We start from the raw sequence: 17,111 nt of genomic DNA on the forward strand, positions 1-17,111 counted from the left end.
TTTCGCGACAATTCCGTGATCTTTGAGGATTTTTCGCCATCTTGAGCGAGCTGCCGAGGCGCTCGCAGGTTTCCGACGAGTCCCCGTCGCCGGATACGGTGGGCTAGTGACAACCCCGGCAGCAACACTGCCCGGACGGATCAACGCGTTCGTCCGGTGGGTTGTGCGCACCCCGTGGCCGCTGTTCTCGCTGAGCATGCTGCAGGCCGACATCATTGGCGGGCTGTTCGTGCTCGGCTTCTTGCGCTATGGCCTGCCGCCCGAGGACCGCATCCAGCTGCAAGATTTGCCACCTGCCAACCTGGCGATTTTCCTCGCGTCGGTGGCCGCCTTGTTCCTGGCCGGGTTCGTCGTGAACCTGAAGCTGCTGGTGCCGGTTTTCCGCTGGCAGCGACGCGACAATCTGCTTGCCGAGGCTGATCCCGCCGCCACCGAACTGGCACGAAGCCGCGCGCTACGCATGCCGTTCTACCGCACCATGATCAGCCTGACGTCCTGGGCCATCGGCGGCGCGGTCTTCATCCTTGCCAGCTGGTCGGTGACCAGGCAGGTGGCGATCGTCGTCGTCGTCGCCACCGGGCTGGGAGCGACCGCGACGGCGATCATCGGCTACCTACAATCTGAGCGAGTATTGCGGCCGGTGGCCGTCGCCGCCCTGCGCAACGGTGTACCGGAGAACGCTAAGGCGCCCGGCGTGATCTTGCGGCTCATGCTGATGTGGGCGCCGTCTACGGGTGTGCCGCTGTTGACGATCGTGCTGGCCGTTATGGCCGACAAGATCGCCCTCCTGCATGCCCCGCCGGAGACGTTGTTCAATCCCATCCTGTTGTTGGCGTTGGCAGCGTTGGTCATCGGATGGATCAGCACCCTGTTGGTGGCCATGTCGATCGCCGACCCGTTGCGCCAGCTGCGCTGGGCGCTCAGCGAGGTACAGCGCGGCAATTACAACGCCCATATGCAGATCTACGACGCCAGCGAACTAGGCCTGCTGCAGGCGGGGTTCAACGACATGGTGCGAGATCTGTCCGAGCGGCAGCGCCTGCGTGATCTGTTCGGTCGCTACGTCGGTGAGGACGTGGCTCGTCGGGCACTCGAGCGCGGCACCGAGTTGGGCGGGCGAGAGCGCGACGTTGCGGTGCTGTTTGTGGACCTGGTCGGCTCCACGCGGCTGGCTGCGACGCGACCGCCGGCCGAGGTGGTCGGGTTGCTCAACGAGTTCTTCCGCGTGGTGGTCAACACGGTCAACCGGAACGGCGGGTTCGTGAACAAATTCCAGGGCGACGCCGCGCTGGCAATCTTCGGCGCGCCGATCGAACACCCCGACGGTGCCGGTGCCGCGCTGATGGCCGCGCGTGAGCTACATGACGACCTTCTCGCGGTGCTGGGTTCGTCGGAGTTCGGCATCGGTGTGTCGGCCGGGAGAGCCATCGCCGGACACATCGGAGCCCAAGCCCGCTTCGAGTACACGGTCATCGGAGATCCGGTCAATGAGGCCGCCCGGCTGACCGAGCTGGCCAAACTCGAGGAAGGCCACGTGTTGGCGTCGGCGATCGCCGTCAGCGCCGCACTCGACACCGAAGCGTTGTGCTGGGACGTTGGCGAGCTGGTCGAGCTGCGCGGGCGCGCAGCGCCCACCCAGTTGGCGCGGCCGCTGAATTTGGCTGTGCCCGAGGAAACTTCCAGCGACGCCGAGCAAATTCCCGGCGAGGTGCGCGGCTAGCTGCGCTTGGCGGTTTTCGTCGCTCTCTTTGTCGCTGTCTTGCGGGTCGTCTTTCTCGCGGGCCGCTTCGCCGGACCCCGGGCGCGTCGGTCCGCCAGCAGTTCGGCGGCGCGCTCATCGGTGATCGACGCCACGTCGTCACCCTTACGGAGGCTGGCGTTGGTCTCACCGTCGGTAACGTAGGGCCCAAATCGGCCGTCCTTGATGATCATCGGCTTGCCCGACGCTGGATCAGTCCCCAATTCTCGCAGCGGCGGCGCCGAAACCCTCTGTCGACCAGAACGTTTCGGCTCAGCGTAAATGCGCAAAGCTTCGTCGAGGGTGATGGCGAATATCTGATCTTCGGTGGCCAGCGATCGAGAATCGGTGCCGCGCTTCAAATATGGCCCGTAACGTCCGTTTTGCGCGGTGATCTCCTCACCCGAAGCAGGGTCCACACCGACTACCCGGGGCAGCGACAACAGTTTCAGCGCGTCTTCGAGCGTGACCGTCTGCAAGTCCATGCTGCGCAGCAGCGAACCGGTCCGGGGCTTGGCGCCTTTGGAAACGGGGGCCTTCTTACCCTTCTTGGTCCCCGCGTCATCGCCGCCGGAATCGGCAGGAGGCTCCGGCAGAATCTCGGTCACGTACGGTCCGTAGCGGCCATCTTTGGCGACGATCTCGTGGCCGGTTTCCGGGTCCACGCCCAGCACACGTCCCTCTTGCGGCGTGGCGAACAGCTCTTCGGCCACGTCCAATGTCAGCTCATCGGGGGTAAGCGTGCCGTTGAGGTTTGCCCGCTGCGGAGTGGGCTGACCGTCGTCGCCGGACACAAGGCGTTCCAGGTAGGGCCCGTTCTTGCCCACCCGAACGTAGATCGGGCGACCCTCGGCGTCGTCGAATAGCCTGATGGAATTCACCTCTCGAGCGTCTATGCCCTCGAGATTGATGCCGACGAGCTTCTTGAGACCGCCGGAGCGGGCTACCGAATCGGGGACCCCGTGCTCACCGCCAAAGTAAAAGTTGCTGAGCCAGTCGGTGCGTCGCGAGTGGCCCGCCGCGATCTCATCGAGCTCGTCTTCCATCGCGGCGGTGAAGTTGTAGTCGACAAGGCGACCAAAATGCTGCTCTAGCAGACCGATGACGGCGAACGCCACCCAGGACGGCACCAAGGCGCTGCCCTTCTTGTACACATAGCCGCGGTCTTGAATGGTCTTGATGATCGAGGAGTAGGTCGACGGACGGCCGATACCCAACTCCTCGAGCGCCTTGACCAATGAGGCCTCGGTGTATCGCGCCGGCGGGTTGGTGGCGTGCCCGTCCGGTGCCAACTCAATAGCGGCTAGTCGCTGACCCGGCGTCAGATGGGGCAGCCGTCGCTCCGCGTCGTCGGCCTCGCCGCCGGCCAGTTCGTCCACGGTTTCCACGTAGGCCTTCAGGAAGCCGGGGAACGTCAGGGTGCGCCCGCTTGCCGAGAAGACGACTTCCTGTTCGGTTTCCTGTTGTGCCCCCTGGTCTTGCACCGTCCCGGCGATCCGCAGGCTCAGCGTCGTTCCCCGCGCGTCGGCCATCTGGGAAGCCACCGTACGCTGCCAGACGAGCTCGTAGAGCCGGAAGTCGTCACCGTCAAGTTCGCGGCGCACCGCGTCCGGGGTGGCAAACGTCTCGCCGGCAGGCCGGATGGCTTCGTGCGCCTCCTGAGCGTTCTTCACCTTGCGCGTGTATTGGCGAGGAGAGGGGGCGACGAACTCGTCGCCATAAAGCTGACGCGCTTGGGTCCTCGCGGCATTGATCGCCGACTCCGACAATGTTGTCGAGTCGGTCCGCATATACGTGATGTAGCCGTTTTCGTACAGCCGCTGAGCGATGCTCATCGTCCGCTCAGCGGAGAACCGCAGCTTTCGGCTGGCCTCCTGCTGCAGCGTCGATGTCATGAACGGCGGATAGGGACGCCGCGTGTAGGGCTTCTCCTCCGCCGATGCAACGGACAGCTGGGCACCGCGCAGTCCAGCCGCCAATCTGCTCGCAGCGGCCTCGTCGAGCACGACGACCTCATTGGCCTTGCGCAGCATGCCCTGTGAGTCGAAGTCGCGACCGGTAGCTACGCGCAGGCCATCAACGCTCGTCAACCGGGCGGCGAAGGTCGGTGGCGCCGCATCCGGATCAGAGACGGTGGCATCGAGCGTGGCCAGGATGTCCCAGTAGCTGGCGCTCCGGAACGCCATCCGGTCACGTTCGCGCTGCACTACGATTCGGGTGGCCACCGACTGGACCCGACCCGCCGACAACTTCGGCGCGACCTTCTTCCACAACACCGGGCTGACCTCGTAGCCATAGAGCCGGTCCAGGATGCGGCGGGTCTCCTGCGCGTCGACGAGGTCGATGTCCAGGTCGCGTGGATGCTCGGCGGCGGCGCGGATCGCCGGCTCGGTGATCTCGTGAAACACCATCCGCTTGACCGGAATGCGGGGTTTCAGGGTCTGCAGTAGATGCCAGGCGATGGCCTCACCCTCACGGTCGCCATCAGTGGCGAGATAGAGCTCGTCGGCGTCTTTAAGTAGCCCCTTCAGCTCGCTGACAGTGCTCTTCTTCTCGGGGCTGATGATGTAGAGCGGTTCGAAGTCGGCGTCGACGTTGACCCCGAGCCGAGCCCACGACTCGGACTTGTACTTCGCGGGCACGTCGGCCGCAGCGCGCGGCAGGTCGCGAATATGGCCCCGGGACGACTCGACGATGTAGCCGGACCCCAGGTAGCCCGCAAGTTTGCGCGCTTTAGTGGGCGACTCGACGATCACAAGTCGACGCGCAACGCCATTTCCGCCGCTGCGACGCGCCGCACTGGTCTTTGGCTCAGCCAACTGCGCTTACGCTCCATCTCCTCTGGCGGCCCCCCAGCGGAACCGCCCCGCAGGAAGAATGACAGGTCGGCCCCTGAAAGTCAGGGCAATTCCGGTGAAATTCCGAGTACGCCACCGTACCGCTCGCCTGCGGGCACCTGCCAATTTCGCACCCTTGGGCGGGCTTCGCAAACCGGTTACCCGAAATGCATGCCCACCTGAGCCACTAAACCCGATTGCCCGGCTCGGCCGGCAAGCGGGTCACCTGCCCAACCTCGCACGCCCAGATGGACCCACCCCTGGCCTCTCACGCCCCACTGGTTAGGTCCTGGTCGCCGGGCTAAACCTTGGGCCAGTAGGCCACCGCCTCGGCGCTGTCGGGAGGCTCCCCGACGTTCTCTACCAGCCGCGATAGCCTGCGCCGGCCGCTGACACGCAGCGCTGGCCGGCCACCGCGCGTGCCGATCAAGGTGGGCGCAATCCCGACCCGCATCAGTGCGGAAGCCAACGGCGAATGGGTGTCGGGAGCATGCGGATCGAGGCCCAAGAGATAACGGTCGGCTTCCGGACTGCCCGCTGCCAACGTCCATGCCCGGAGCTCCCGAGGCCCGGGAAGCCACCTCGGGGGCACCATCTTGACCGCCCCCCGCGTCCAGGCGGTGGCGATGCTGCACAGCATCGGGTCGACAGCCGTCCTCACCAGGGGGGTGTCTTCGTCCGTTCGGGCAATCTCGGGTTCCAGACCGGCTTCCTGGATCATGTCGGCCAGCGCCGTGGCACGCCAGAGGTGATCCACCACGACCGACAACCTGGCGCCGCTGCCCACCACGACGATTTGGCCGGATGCGGCCAGCACCCCGGACAGATCCTCGACCGCGGGCGGCACGGATTCCGCGGCGAAGAAGGAAAGCTGGCTCACGCCACTGACAGTAGGCCAGCAAGTCAACCCGCGGCTTGAGGTCTCCGGCGCGGCGGGCCACCCGGCCGCGGACATCCGGGCATGTGACAGCTAGGTAGCGGGGGGTACCCGGCAGGCACCCGGCGTGGCTGCACCTGCCTTCGACAACGACAAGACAACGATAACCCCCCAGGCCGAACCCGCTAGGCGGGACGGCACCGGGGGGTTTCGTCGGGGTCTGCTCGGTTAAACGGAACGGACTCCGGTGGCCTGGGGACCCTTAGGGCTGTGGCCGATCTCGAACTCGACCTTTTGGTTTTCTTCAAGGGTGCGGAAGCCCGTTCCCTGGATCTCCGTGTAGTGGACAAACACATCCGCGGAACCATCCTCGGGGGCGATGAAGCCGAACCCCTTTTCCGCGTTGAACCACTTCACAGTTCCCTGTGGCATTTCTTGATCTTTCCTTTTCTTCTGGGTGCGGTGCACCGCCTTTCGGTGCCCCGGGCCAGCTGCGACCGCCATACCTCGCTGAGTCGCCGGAACTTCACCCGACCGATAACCTCGCAGGAACCGCGGCCACAACGTCGATCCTGCGAAAGTTTGACACGAACACAGAAGCTGCGACCGCAATCAGTCAACCATGTTCGTCGCGTCGGCGACAGCCTCTTACAGTGGCCGGATTTGTGGAGGGTGCTCACATGGCGAGTTTCGGCAGCCAACTGCTTGCCGCGGCGCTCGCCGGTATCCCGGCAGGCGAGCAGCCGTTAACCCACGTTGCCGAGCTGCCTCCACCGCCCGGCCGAACGAGCAGCTAGCAGGATTGGGCCGACGGCGATAGTCCCGACGAGTTGCGCCGCTTTGTCCGCGAAAGCTGCAGATGGTCGCACTCCAACCCGACATGGACTACCTGTCGATACTGCGCACTACTAGCGCCGCGTTGTCGGCTCGAATGTGGCGATACGGCGACTGCTGCTCTGACGTACCACCGCCCGAAGTACCACCGCATGAAGGAACGAGCCGGTGTCGCGAACTGGCGCTTTGCGCGATGAATCCGCGTTGTCGTCTCCCGCCGTGCGGCGCACTCTTCATCGCGGTACCTTGATGCGTCGGCGTTGGGTACGGGCGCTAGCCGGCGACGTGGTCGCCTACTGATCTGGGGGGGTCGGATGTCGTTCGTGAGCACGGTACCCGCGGTATTGACCTCAGCGGCAACGGATTTGGCTGGTTTGGGGTCGGCCCTACGTGCCGTCAACGCGGGCATGCTGGCCTCGACAACGCAGATCGCCGCCGCCGCCGAGGATGAGGTCTCAGCGGCGATCGCGGTGTTCTTCTCCGGGCACGGACAGGACTATCAGGCGGTCAGCGCACATACGGCCGCGTTTCACCAGCGTTTTGTGCAGGCATTGACCTCCGGTGCAGGTCTGTATGCCAGCGCGGAGGCCGACGGCGCGGCGGCGATGGCCAGCCCGGCGCAGTCTGTGGGACAGGACCTGCTGTCAGCGGTCAACGCACAAAGTTTGGCGCTGACGGCGCGCCCGGTGATTGGCAACGGCGCCGACGGAGCGTCGGGGACGGGTGCCAATGGGGCGCCGGGCGGGTGGTTGCTCGGTGACGGCGGGAGAGGCGGATCGGGAGCGGCGGGCATGCCTGGCGGCACCGGCGGGGCTGCCGGGTTGCTCGGCAACGGCGGAGCCGGCGGCGCCGGTGGAGCCTCCACCACCGGAAATGGCGGGTCCGGCGGCAATGGCGGGGCCGGTGGCTGGTTATGGGGCACTGGCGGAGCCGGCGGATCCGGGGCCGCTGGAGGGAACGGCGGGAACGGCGGGAGTGCCTTTCTCATCGGCAACGGCGGTGCTGGCGGTGCCGGCCTCGCTGGAACTAGCGGCGCCGCCGGTACCGCGAGCGGAGATAGCGGCACTGCGGGCACCGCTGGCGGGGCCGGCGGTAATGGCGGCAACGCTGGGCTGCTGTTCGGCAACGGCGGCGCGGGCGGCAACGGCGGCAACGGTGGTAGCGGCGGCAACGGCGCCAACGGCACCAACGGCACCACCGGCGACGTCGGCGCCCAGGCCGGCGATTCCGGCACTGACGGGGGAACGGGCGGTGATGGCGGTGCCGGTGGCGATGGCGGGGCTGGCGGGGCAGGCGGCGCCGCCGGCACGAGTGGCCTGTTCGGCGGTACCGCCGGAAACGATGGACTTGATGGCAACGGTGGGGCCGCCGGCAACGGCGGCAACGGCGGCAACGGCGGCAACGGCGGCGACGGCGGAGCCGGCGCCCCCGGCCAGGACACTGATGACATGGCCAGCGGCGCCGGAGGCAGCGGCGGCAACGGCGGTGATGGCGGGTCTGGCGGCGTGGGCGGCACGGGCGGCGACGGCGCCGTCGCCGGAAGTGACGGAAACGACGGGTTGGGCGGCAACGGCGGCAACGGCGGGTCCGGCGGCGAGGGCGCCGACGAAAGCAATCTCTTTGACACGACCGGCGGCAATGGCGGCAACGGCGGTAACGGCGGTTCCGGCGCGGCCGGCGGAACGGGCGGCATAGGGGGCGCGGGCGGCGACGGCGGCAGCGACGGCGGCACCGTCGGCGAGAGTGCCGACGGTGGCACGGGCGGTACTGGTGGTAATGGCGGGTCCGGTGTGTCCGGCAACGGAGGCGACGGCGGCGCGGGCGGCGCGGGCGGCGCCGGCGGCGGCACTGACCAAGGCGTCGTCACCGAAGGCGCCAACGGCGGCGCAGGCGGCCGAGGCGGCGACGGCGGCGCCAGCGTCTCCGGCGACGGCGGCACCGGTGGCGCAGGCGGCGCAGGCGGTCAAGGCGGCGCCAACGACGGCAACGTCACCTTTGATGCCAACGGCGGCACCGGCGGCCAAGGCGGCGACGGCGGCGCCAGCGACTCCGGCGACGGCGGCACCGGCGGCCAAGGCGGCGCAGGCGGCCAAGGCGGCGGTACCAACGACGGTATCGTCACCGACGACGCCGACGGCGGCGCAGGCGGCCAAGGCGGCAAAGGCGGCGCCAGCGACTCCGGTGATGGCGGCGACGGCGGCGCGGGCGGCGCCGGCGGTCAGGGTGGCGGCACCAGCGGCGGTGCCGTCGACTTCGACGCCGATGGCGGCAAGGGCGGCGCGGGCGGCGAAGGCGGAGCCAGCGACTCCGGTGACGGCGGCACCGGCGGCGCGGGCGGCACTGGCGGTCAAGGTGGCGGCACTGACGGCGGTGCCGTCGGATTCGACGCCAACGGCGGCGACGGCGGCGACGGCGGCGACGGCGGTGCCAGTACCGATGAGTTTGGCGGGGACGGCGGCAACGGTGGAAATGGCGGCGCCGCCGGGACTAGTCAGAGCAGCACCAGTGACGACGGCGACGGCCAGAGCGGCACCGGCGGTACCGGCGGCACCGGCGGTACTGGCGGGTCCGGAGACGGAGCGGACGGCTCGGACGGAGATCCCGGCTGAGAGTTCGTCGCATCCTTGCCTACGTTGGACTGACGTAACCGCCGATGATGTCAAGTCCACAGACCATTAAGGCTTCTCGTATCGGCCGAGGTTAGTGGTTCCTTGCAACTCCCTACCAGTAGCGTGGCCCCGCGCCCGGTTACGAAGGCCAAGAGCGGCACACAACGTCGATCCTGCAAAGGTTCGACACGAACCCACAAGCTGTGACCGCAATCAGTCAACATTGTTTATCGGCTGGAACGTTTATCGGTCGGTCGCGTCGGCGACAGCCTCGTGGAGTGGCCGGATCTGTGGAGGGTGCTCACATGGTGAGTTTCGGCAGCCAGCTGCTTGCCGCGGCGCTCGCCGGTACCCCGGAGGGCGAGCGTCCGCTACGCCACGTTGCCGAGCTGCCACCGCGACCCGGCCGAGCGAGCAGTTGGCCGGAGTGGGCCGAGCCAGACGTGATTCGGGCGTTTGCCGATCGCGGTATCAGCTCACCCTGGTCGCACCAGCGCGATGCGGCTGAATTGGCGCACACGGGCATTCACGTAGTCGTGAGCACCGGTACGGCGTCAGGGAAATCGCTGGCCTATCAACTTCCCGTGCTCAACGCGCTGGCAACCGATCCCCGAGCGCGAGCACTGTATTTGTCCCCGACGAAAGCACTCGGGCACGACCAATTGCGCGCCGCCCATAGGCTGGCCGCCGCCGTTCCCCGGCTCGCCGATGTCGCGCCCACGGCATACGACGGCGACAGTCCCGACGAGGTGCGCCGCTTTGCCCGAGAACGCTCCAGGTGGTTGTTCTCCAACCCCGACATGGTCCATCTGTCGATATTGCGCAACCATGCGCGCTGGGCTGTCCTCTTGCGGAATCTTCGCTTCCTGGTCGTCGACGAATGTCATTACTACCGTGGCGTTTTCGGCTCGAATGTCGCGATGGTGCTGCGGCGGCTGCTGCGCCTGTGCGCCCGATACTCGGCTGCACCGACGGTAATCTTTGCCAGCGCCACGACCGCGTCACCGGGTGCTACTGCAACCGAACTCATCGGTTGTCCAGTAGCCGAAGTCACCGACGACGGCTCGCCACAGGGTGCGCGCACGGTGGCGTTGTGGGAGCCCGCATTGCGAACGGATCTGACCGGCGAAAACGGCGCCCCGGTGCGACGTTCCGCGGGCGCGGAGGCGGCGCGAGTGATGGCCGATCTGATTGTCGAGGGCGCGCAAACACTGACGTTTGTTCGGTCGCGTCGTGGTGCGGAACTCACGGCCCTGGGCGCCCGGGCGCGGCTGAATGACATCGCACCCACGGTGGCGGACCTCGTGGCGTCGTATCGGGCCGGTTATCTGGCCGAGGACCGCAGCACCCTGGAGCGCGCCCTGGCCCAGGGCCAGCTGCGCGGGCTGGCCACCACCAACGCGTTGGAGCTGGGGGTGGACATCGCTGGACTGGACGCGGTGGTGCTTGCCGGGTTTCCCGGGACGGTCGCCTCCTTTTGGCAGCAAGCTGGCCGATCGGGCCGACGCGGCCAGGGCGCGCTGGTGGTGTTGATCGCGCGGGACGATCCTCTGGACACGTACCTGGTTCACCACCCTGCCGCGCTGTTAGAAAAGCCAGTCGAGCGCGCCGTCATCGATCCCGCCAACCCCTATCTCATGGCGCCTCAGTTGCTCTGTGCGGCGACCGAACAGCCGATGAGCGACGTCGAGGTTCGATCCTGGGACGCTGTGGAGGTATCACAGGACCTTGTCGAGGAAGGGCTGCTGCGACGACGCGGCGGCCACTACTTTCCCGCACCCGGGGTATTACCGCATGCCAGTGTGGACATCCGGGGTGCTATCGGCGGCCAGATCATGATCGTGGAGGGCGACACCGGTCGACTGTTGGGCAGCGTCGGGGTCGGCCAAGCTCCGGCGTCGATTCACCCAGGCGCGGTATACCTGCACCAGGGCGAGAGCTACGTGGTTGACTCGCTCGATACCGACGCGCAGATCGCGATGGTGCGCGCCGAAGATCCCGGGTATGCGACGTTCGCGCGCGAGGTCACCGACATCGCGGTCACGGGAACAGGCGAGACGGTGGCGTTCGGGCCGATCACCCTGGGCTTGGTTCCGGTGACTGTCACCAACCATGTGGTCGGTTATCTGCGCCGGCGGCTTTCCGGCGAGGTGATCGATTTCGTCGAACTCGATTTGCCCGAACACGTTTTACCGACGATCGCCGTCATGTACACCGCCACTGCGGAAGCATTGGGCCGCAGCGGTATCGACACTGCGCGGATTCCCGGGGCGCTACACGCCGCAGAGCACGCCGCCATCGGCCTGCTGCCGCTGGTGGCCAGCTGCGACCGCGGTGACATCGGCGGCATGTCCACTGCGATCGGACCCGACGGGCTCCCCAGTGTCTTTGTCTACGACGGCTATCCGGGCGGGGCGGGATTCGCCGAACGCGGCTTCCGGCAGGCCCGGACCTGGTTGGGCGCCACGGCTGACGCCATTGAGGCCTGCGACTGCCCAGCCGGATGTCCATCGTGCGTGCAGTCCCCCAAGTGCGGCAGCGGCAACGATCCCTTGGACAAGGCCGGCGCGGTGGGGGTGCTGCGGCTGGTGCTGGCCGAGCTGGGCGATCAACCGGTGCTAACGCATTCCGCGGCCCAGGGCCAGAACAAACATTAGAAGCTTCCAGAACCCCGGATTCCTTCTCCCAAAAACGATACGGTCCTTCTTCCCGACCACATCGACGGGTGATCGGACACCTCGTCGGGTGGGTTCTATTCAATGGTGAGGTGGCGCATGTCGTTTGTAGTGGTGGTACCGGAGGGGGTGGGGTCGGCGGCCACGCACTTAGCCGGCGTGGGGTCGGCGCTCAGCACCGCCGATGCGGCGGCAGCCGCCCAGACGACGGCGGTACTTGCCGCCGCCGAGGATGAGGTTTCGGCGGCGATCGCGGCGCTGTTTTCGGCCCACGGCCAGGCCTATCAGGCTGCCAGCGCGCAGGCGGCGGGGTTTCACGCCCAGTTCGTGCAGGCCTTGACCGCTGGTGCGGGGGCCTATGCCGGCGCGGAGGCGGCTAGCGCCGCGCCGCTGGACGGGTTGCTCGGCGTGCTCAATGCGCAAAGTGTGGCGCTGACGGGGCGCCCGTTGATCGGCAACGGCGCCAATGGGGCTCCGGGGACTGGGGCCAACGGGGCGCCGGGGGGCTGGCTGCTCGGTGATGGTGGGGCCGGCGGGTCGGGGGCGGCGGGAATGGCCGGTGGCACCGGCGGGGCGGCCGGGTTGTTTGGTGCCGGCGGTGCCGGTGGCGCCGGGGGCAGTTCCACGGTCGATGCCGGTGGGGCCGGAGGTGCCGGTGGGGCCGGGGGCTGGCTGTGGGGAACCGGCGGGGCCGGCGGCGCGGGCGGGCTCAGCGACTCCGTCAGTGGGGCCGGCGGTATCGGCGGGGTCGGCGGGGCCGGTGGGCTGTTCGGTGCCGGCGGGGTCGGCGGGGCCGGTGGGTTCAGCGGTGGTGGTACTGGCGGTGCCGGCGGTGCCGGCGGGACCGGCGGGCTGCTGGCCGGGTTGGTCGGCGCCGGCGGAGGTGACGGCGGATCGGGCGGACTTGGGCTCACCGGGGGTGCCGGTGGGGCGGGCGGCGTCGGCGGGCTGGTGGCCGGGCCGGGCGGTGCCGGCGGGACCGGCGGATTCGGAGGAGGCAACCTAGGCGGTGCCGGCGGGGCCGGCGGAAACGCCGGGCTGCTATTCGGGGCCGGCGGTGCCGGCGGGACCGGCGGGTCGGGGGGAGTCGGGAGTGCCGGTGGGGCGGGCGGCAACGCTGGGTTGCTGTTGTCTAGCGGCGGGGCCGGCGGCGCCGGCGGAACCGGCTTTGACGGTAGCAGCGGAGCCGGCGGGACCGGCGGCGATGCAGGCTGGCTCGGCTTCGGCGGGATCGGCGGCGCCGGCGGTGGCGCCCCCGACGCTACCGGGGGTGCCGGCGGGGCCGGCGGCACCGGCGGACTGCTGTTCGGTAGCGGCGGGGCCGGCGGCGCCGGCGGGGAAGGCGCCATCACCGGCGGTGACGGCGGCGTCGGTGGCAACGCAGTGCTGATCGGCAACGGCGGCAATGCAGGCCTTGGCGGCACCGGTCCCACTACTGGCGCTACCGGTGTCGGCGGGATCGGCGGATTGCTGCTGGGCCTCGACGGCTTCAACGCCCCGGCGAGCACATCAGCGCTGCACACCTTGCAGCAACAGGCACTGGCCACAATCAACGCACCCATCCAAGACCTGACCGGGCGCCCGCTGATTGGCAACGGCACGCCCGGGCCAGCCGGCAGCGCGGCCAACGGTAGCCCGGGTGGGTGGCTGCTTGGCGATGGTGGGGCCGGCGGGTCTGGCGACGCGGCCTCGGGTCAGGCAGGCGGGGACGGTGGGGCCGCCGGGCTGTGGGGCGCCGGCGGCACCGGCGGGAGCGGCGGGAGCTCACCCGTCGGCGGCGGGGCCGGCGGGATTGCTGGGGCCGGTGGCTGGCTGTTCGGTGACGGCGGGATCGGCGGGGCCGGCGGGTTCAGCATCGGCGGCGCTGGTGGGGCTGGTGGGGCCGGCGGTGCCGGTGGGCTGTGGAGCGCCGGCGGGTCTGGCGGCGTCGGCGGCGGCAGCGCCTTCGCCGGCGGCGGGATCGGCGGGGCCGGAGGTACCGGCGGGCTGCTGGCCGGGTTGGTCGGCGCCGGCGGCGGGGACGGCGGAACGGGTGGAGCCAACTTCATCGGCGGGCTCGGTGGGGCTGGCGGTGCTGGCGGTGACGCCGGCCTGCTCGGTGGTCCCGGTGGCGCGGGCGGGGACGGCGGATTCGGCAGAACGGACGGAGGGTCGGGCGGGGCCGGCGGCAACGCCGGGCTGCTGCTCGGTGGCGGCGGCGTTGGCGGGGACGGTGGATTCGGGCCGCAGGACAGCGGCGGGGACGGCGGGGCCGGCGGCGACGCCGGGCTGCTGCTCGGGGCCGGCGGGGCCGGCGGGGCCGGCGGAATCGGAGACGTCGCCGGTGGGGACGGCGGGGCCGGCGGCAACGCCGGCTGGGTTGGCTTCGGCGGAGCGGGCGGCACCGGCGGAATTGGCTTTGACGGTGGCGGGGGCGCCGGCGGAAACGGCGGCAGCGGCGGGCAGCTATGGGGCAGCGGCGGCGCCGGCGGCGAAGGCGGCGAAGGCAACGCCGGCGGCGTCGGCGCGGGCGACGGCGGGGCCGGTGGCATCGGCGGAAACGCCGGGCTGATCGGCAACGGCGGCAACGGCGGCAACGGCGGCACCGGCGACACCACCGGCAGCCCGGGCACCGGCGGCGCCGGCGGCCTGCTGCTGGGCCAAAACGGGCTCAATGGGTTGTCGTAGCCGAAACTCGGCACCGCGGTGGCGATACGTCGGATGCGGTGGATCGATCGCCTCGCTGCGGTCGCCTGCGCGCAGCCCCCAGCTAGTTGGCTTGGCTAGCGCGCTGACGTCGAGCCCCAATCCAGCTGACCGCGGGTCAACATCCCCCGGCCCGCGGTTCAGGCAATCGGTACAACAGGTACTCACCGCCTGACCTAGTTGCGCTGCAACAAAACTCCCCGCTGCCACTGCCGGCACCCCGCCGTCTCGGTCCCGCGGTTGCCGGCCGTAAACTGCGCACATGAGCCACGACTGGCTGCTCGTGGAGACGCTGGGGGATGAACCGGCCGTGGTGGCACAGGGGTGCCAGCTCAAGAACCTCGTCCCGGTTGCCAAGTTCCTGCGCCGTAGCCCCTACCTGTCCGCGGTCCAGACCGCGATCGCCGAGACACTGCAGACCGGCAAGAGCCTGACCAGCATCACCCCCAAGAGCGACCGCGTCATCCGCACCGAACCGGTGGTAATGCTGGACGGCCGCATGCACGGCGTCCACGTGTGGACCGGCCCAGCCGACGCGGACCCGCCCGAGCGGCCGACGCCGGGTGCACTCAAATGGGACCTCACCCGTGGCGTGGCTACCGACACCGCAGAGTCACTCGCGAATAGCGGCAAGAATCCCCAGATCGAGCTCGCCTACGGCAGAGCCTTCGCCGACGACCTGCCGGCACGCCAACTCAATCCGAACGAAACCAAGGTGCTGGCCATGGCCGTTAAGGCGCAACCAGGCCAAAAACTCTGCAGCACATGGGACCTCCATGATTGGGAGGGACACCCGATCCGGATCGGCTTCGTCGCCCGCACGAGGCTCGAACCGGAATCGGATGGCCGCGATCATCTGGTCGCACGGGCGATGAACTGGCGCTGCGAAATCAAAGACGGAACGCCCACAGTCGACGATCTAGCCCAACGCGTCCTCAACGGGTTGGCACAGGCCGGAGTCCACCGGGCGCTGGTAGACCTCAGCAATTGGACACTGCTGAAATGGCTCGATGACCCCTGCACCTTCTACGACTGGCGGCCCAGCGAGACAAATGGACCGCGCGTGCATCCCGACGATCAGCACGTGATCGCGGCCATGACAGCGGAATTCGCGAACGGGTCAGCCAGCCGCGTGCTGCGACTTCCCGGACACCACACCGATTGGGTGCCGGTACACGTCACACTGAGCCGAATCGAACTGGAACCAGATACCTTCGCCGGCCTTGTCTCATTGCGGTTGCCCACCGACGAAGAATTGACCGAAGCCGGGCTACCGAAAGCCGCCGACCAACCAACCTGAAAACCGGGCTTACCTCAACCGACCACCGGCAGCCGCCGCTTAGCCGCCATCGACAACCGCTGCTGGCCCAGTTCCGGCCACGCCTGAACCGCACAAAACGGTGCACACTGATCCTGCGATGCGCGAGTACCCACATGCACGCAGCACTGCATCAGCCGCTCCTCGATCATCGTCGACATGTCCATGAACGGTTTGACGGTGAGCCGGACCACACGCTCGCCCAGCAGCCGCCTGAGCTGCCGGCGCCTCCCAGGTAGGGCGCTGGACGCCAAGGTCAGCAGGGTGGCGATGCCCAGGTCGCAATTCTCACAGATCAGACGCCACACGTCGGACATGCGCGGGTGCGACAACGAAGCTTGTTCCGACAGCAATCCCATTAGCGATTCGCGCACTGCCAGCTGCAACTCGCTAGGGATGTCGCTGTCGACGATCCGGTTGGCGATCAGGCCCAGCTGATCTTTGAGGTTGTCATGGCCGATCAATGCCACCAATGAGCGCCACCGCCCGCCGTCGTCGCGGAGCAGATACCCCACCGAACAACAGTGCGGGTGCGAGCATGGCAATGCGGTCAGATCCCGCCACGTAACCAGACCGTCGGTCTGGGGCCCCAACCGCTTGAGCACACCGGTGTGCGTCAGCCGGTCCGCCGGGTCGATGAATCCTGAACGTCCGGAACCAAACTGAGGCTGAACGCACACCCCGCCCACGAAGGGCGTCTGAAGGGCAAGCCGAACGACATCGCCGATCTCGTGGTCATTGACACCCAGTGCAGCCGTCATGACCAGTGTGGTGAAGACTTCGCGATCAGAAAGCCGCAGCAATGCATCGTGTTTGATCCGACGAAGGTCGCCGCCGCGGTGGTATCGGTGAGCGGCTAACGACAACCCGTCATATTGCAGGTACACCTCCACGCGCTGCCGATGCTTGCTCAGCAAGTCCACCAGATCATCATCGTGGGCAATTCGTACACCATTGGTGTTCAATAAGATTCGGGTAACCGGTCGCGCGCTCAGTGCTGCCAATAACTCCGGCAGCTGTGGGTGCAGGCTCGGTTCGCCACCGCTGAGCATCACCACATCAAGGTGGCCGTTCTCCCGCTCCAGACGCTGATCGACGTTAGCGAGCACATCGTCGATCGCGACGACGTTGCGTAGCTCCGGCGAAGAGTCCGTAAAGCAGGTCGGGCAACGTAGGTTGCAGGTATCCGCGATATCTTCCAAAAGGATGCAGGTGTGCTGTGTCTGCATCTGGGGCATACCGCGCAGATACGCCTGAGGGACGGGATCAAAGTTCTCCGGAACATCCGGAATGTGCGCCTTCGTCGGCGCCGTCCATTCCTCGAGATAAGCAAGGATTTCCGGATCTTCGTCGTAGAGAGTACGCACGAGTCCGTGCTCGGGGCAGCCACGCACCAACCAAACCCGCCCGTCACGCTCGGCCAGCCAGCCACTCAGCCGTGTCACGCGATGCAGTGCCCGTGCAGGCTGTTCGGCGTGGCAGTGGGGGCAAAATGCATTGACGTAGCGATGGATACGATCACCCCGCAGTCCCATGCC

General features: G+C 68.1%; 10 protein-coding genes. 6 read left to right on the plus strand and 4 right to left on the minus strand.

All coding sequences use genetic code 11. The annotated features are described in order from the left end of the window. Nucleotides 1-28: 28 nt before the first annotated feature. Nucleotides 29-1,720, plus strand: a complete 1,692-nt coding sequence (locus F6B93_RS20930) for an adenylate/guanylate cyclase domain-containing protein (RefSeq protein WP_211699645.1) — start codon at nucleotides 29-31, stop codon at nucleotides 1,718-1,720. Here the strand turns inward: F6B93_RS20930 and topA are convergent. From topA to cspA, 3 genes are all read right to left on the minus strand, one after another. Then, the gene (topA, locus tag F6B93_RS20935; RefSeq protein WP_211696793.1) at nucleotides 1,717-4,557 is read right to left on the minus strand and encodes a type I DNA topoisomerase; all 2,841 of its coding nucleotides are present in this window, start codon (nucleotides 4,555-4,557) and stop codon (nucleotides 1,717-1,719) included. The two genes, F6B93_RS20930 and topA, sit on opposite strands and share 4 nt — an antisense overlap. A 319-nt stretch (nucleotides 4,558-4,876) precedes the next feature. Continuing rightward, a complete protein-coding gene (locus F6B93_RS20940) occupies nucleotides 4,877-5,455 on the minus strand; it encodes a hypothetical protein (RefSeq protein ID WP_211696794.1) in 579 nt (192 codons plus the stop codon). 225 nt (nucleotides 5,456-5,680) lie between these two features. Beyond that, nucleotides 5,681-5,884 carry a cold shock protein CspA gene (gene cspA / locus F6B93_RS20945; RefSeq protein WP_036363014.1) on the minus strand — a complete coding sequence of 68 codons (204 nt, stop codon included), beginning with the start codon at nucleotides 5,882-5,884 and terminating at the stop codon, nucleotides 5,681-5,683. Nucleotides 5,885-6,454: 570 nt separating this feature from the next. On the opposite strand from cspA, the gene F6B93_RS23520 reads away from it, so the two are divergent. The 5 genes from F6B93_RS23520 to F6B93_RS20965 all read left to right on the plus strand — a co-directional run bounded on the left by F6B93_RS23520 (nucleotide 6,455) and on the right by F6B93_RS20965 (nucleotide 15,555). Further along, nucleotides 6,455-6,586 (plus strand): hypothetical protein, encoded by a 132-nt coding sequence (locus F6B93_RS23520; protein WP_281426114.1) that lies wholly within the window; start codon nucleotides 6,455-6,457, stop codon nucleotides 6,584-6,586. Between the two features lie 14 nt (nucleotides 6,587-6,600). Then, on the plus strand, nucleotides 6,601-8,895 hold the full coding sequence (locus F6B93_RS20950) for a PE family protein (protein WP_211696795.1): 2,295 nt from the start codon (nucleotides 6,601-6,603) through the stop codon (nucleotides 8,893-8,895). Nucleotides 8,896-9,200: 305 nt separating this feature from the next. Beyond that, nucleotides 9,201-11,552: a DEAD/DEAH box helicase gene (locus tag F6B93_RS20955; protein WP_211699646.1), complete on the plus strand. Its 2,352-nt coding sequence runs from the start codon at nucleotides 9,201-9,203 to the stop codon at nucleotides 11,550-11,552. 117 nt (nucleotides 11,553-11,669) lie between these two features. Then, nucleotides 11,670-14,237 (plus strand): PE family protein, encoded by a 2,568-nt coding sequence (locus F6B93_RS20960; protein ID WP_211696796.1) that lies wholly within the window; start codon nucleotides 11,670-11,672, stop codon nucleotides 14,235-14,237. Nucleotides 14,238-14,517: 280 nt separating this feature from the next. Then, complete coding sequence (locus F6B93_RS20965; RefSeq protein ID WP_211696797.1) at nucleotides 14,518-15,555, plus strand: PAS domain-containing protein; 1,038 nt, start codon at nucleotides 14,518-14,520, stop codon at nucleotides 15,553-15,555. Nucleotides 15,556-15,569: 14 nt separating this feature from the next. Here F6B93_RS20965 and F6B93_RS20970 read toward each other — a convergent pair whose 3' ends face one another. Next, nucleotides 15,570-17,108, minus strand: a complete 1,539-nt coding sequence (locus F6B93_RS20970; protein WP_211699647.1) for a radical SAM protein — start codon at nucleotides 17,106-17,108, stop codon at nucleotides 15,570-15,572. Nucleotides 17,109-17,111 lie beyond the last annotated feature (3 nt).

This window comes from Mycobacterium spongiae, from assembly GCF_018278905.1.
Taxonomy (GTDB): Bacteria; Actinomycetota; Actinomycetes; order Mycobacteriales; family Mycobacteriaceae; genus Mycobacterium; species Mycobacterium spongiae.

Coding starts and splice junctions, on each gene's coding strand:
- F6B93_RS20965 (WP_211696797.1), top strand. CDS start 14,518: ATGAGCCACGACTGGCTGCTCGTGGAGACGCTGGGGGATGAACCGGCC.
- F6B93_RS20970 (WP_211699647.1), bottom strand. CDS start 17,108: ATGGGACTGCGGGGTGATCGTATCCATCGCTACGTCAATGCATTTTGC.
- F6B93_RS20960 (WP_211696796.1), top strand. CDS start 11,670: ATGTCGTTTGTAGTGGTGGTACCGGAGGGGGTGGGGTCGGCGGCCACG.
- F6B93_RS20955 (WP_211699646.1), top strand. CDS start 9,201: ATGGTGAGTTTCGGCAGCCAGCTGCTTGCCGCGGCGCTCGCCGGTACC.
- cspA (WP_036363014.1), bottom strand. CDS start 5,884: ATGCCACAGGGAACTGTGAAGTGGTTCAACGCGGAAAAGGGGTTCGGC.
- F6B93_RS20950 (WP_211696795.1), top strand. CDS start 6,601: ATGTCGTTCGTGAGCACGGTACCCGCGGTATTGACCTCAGCGGCAACG.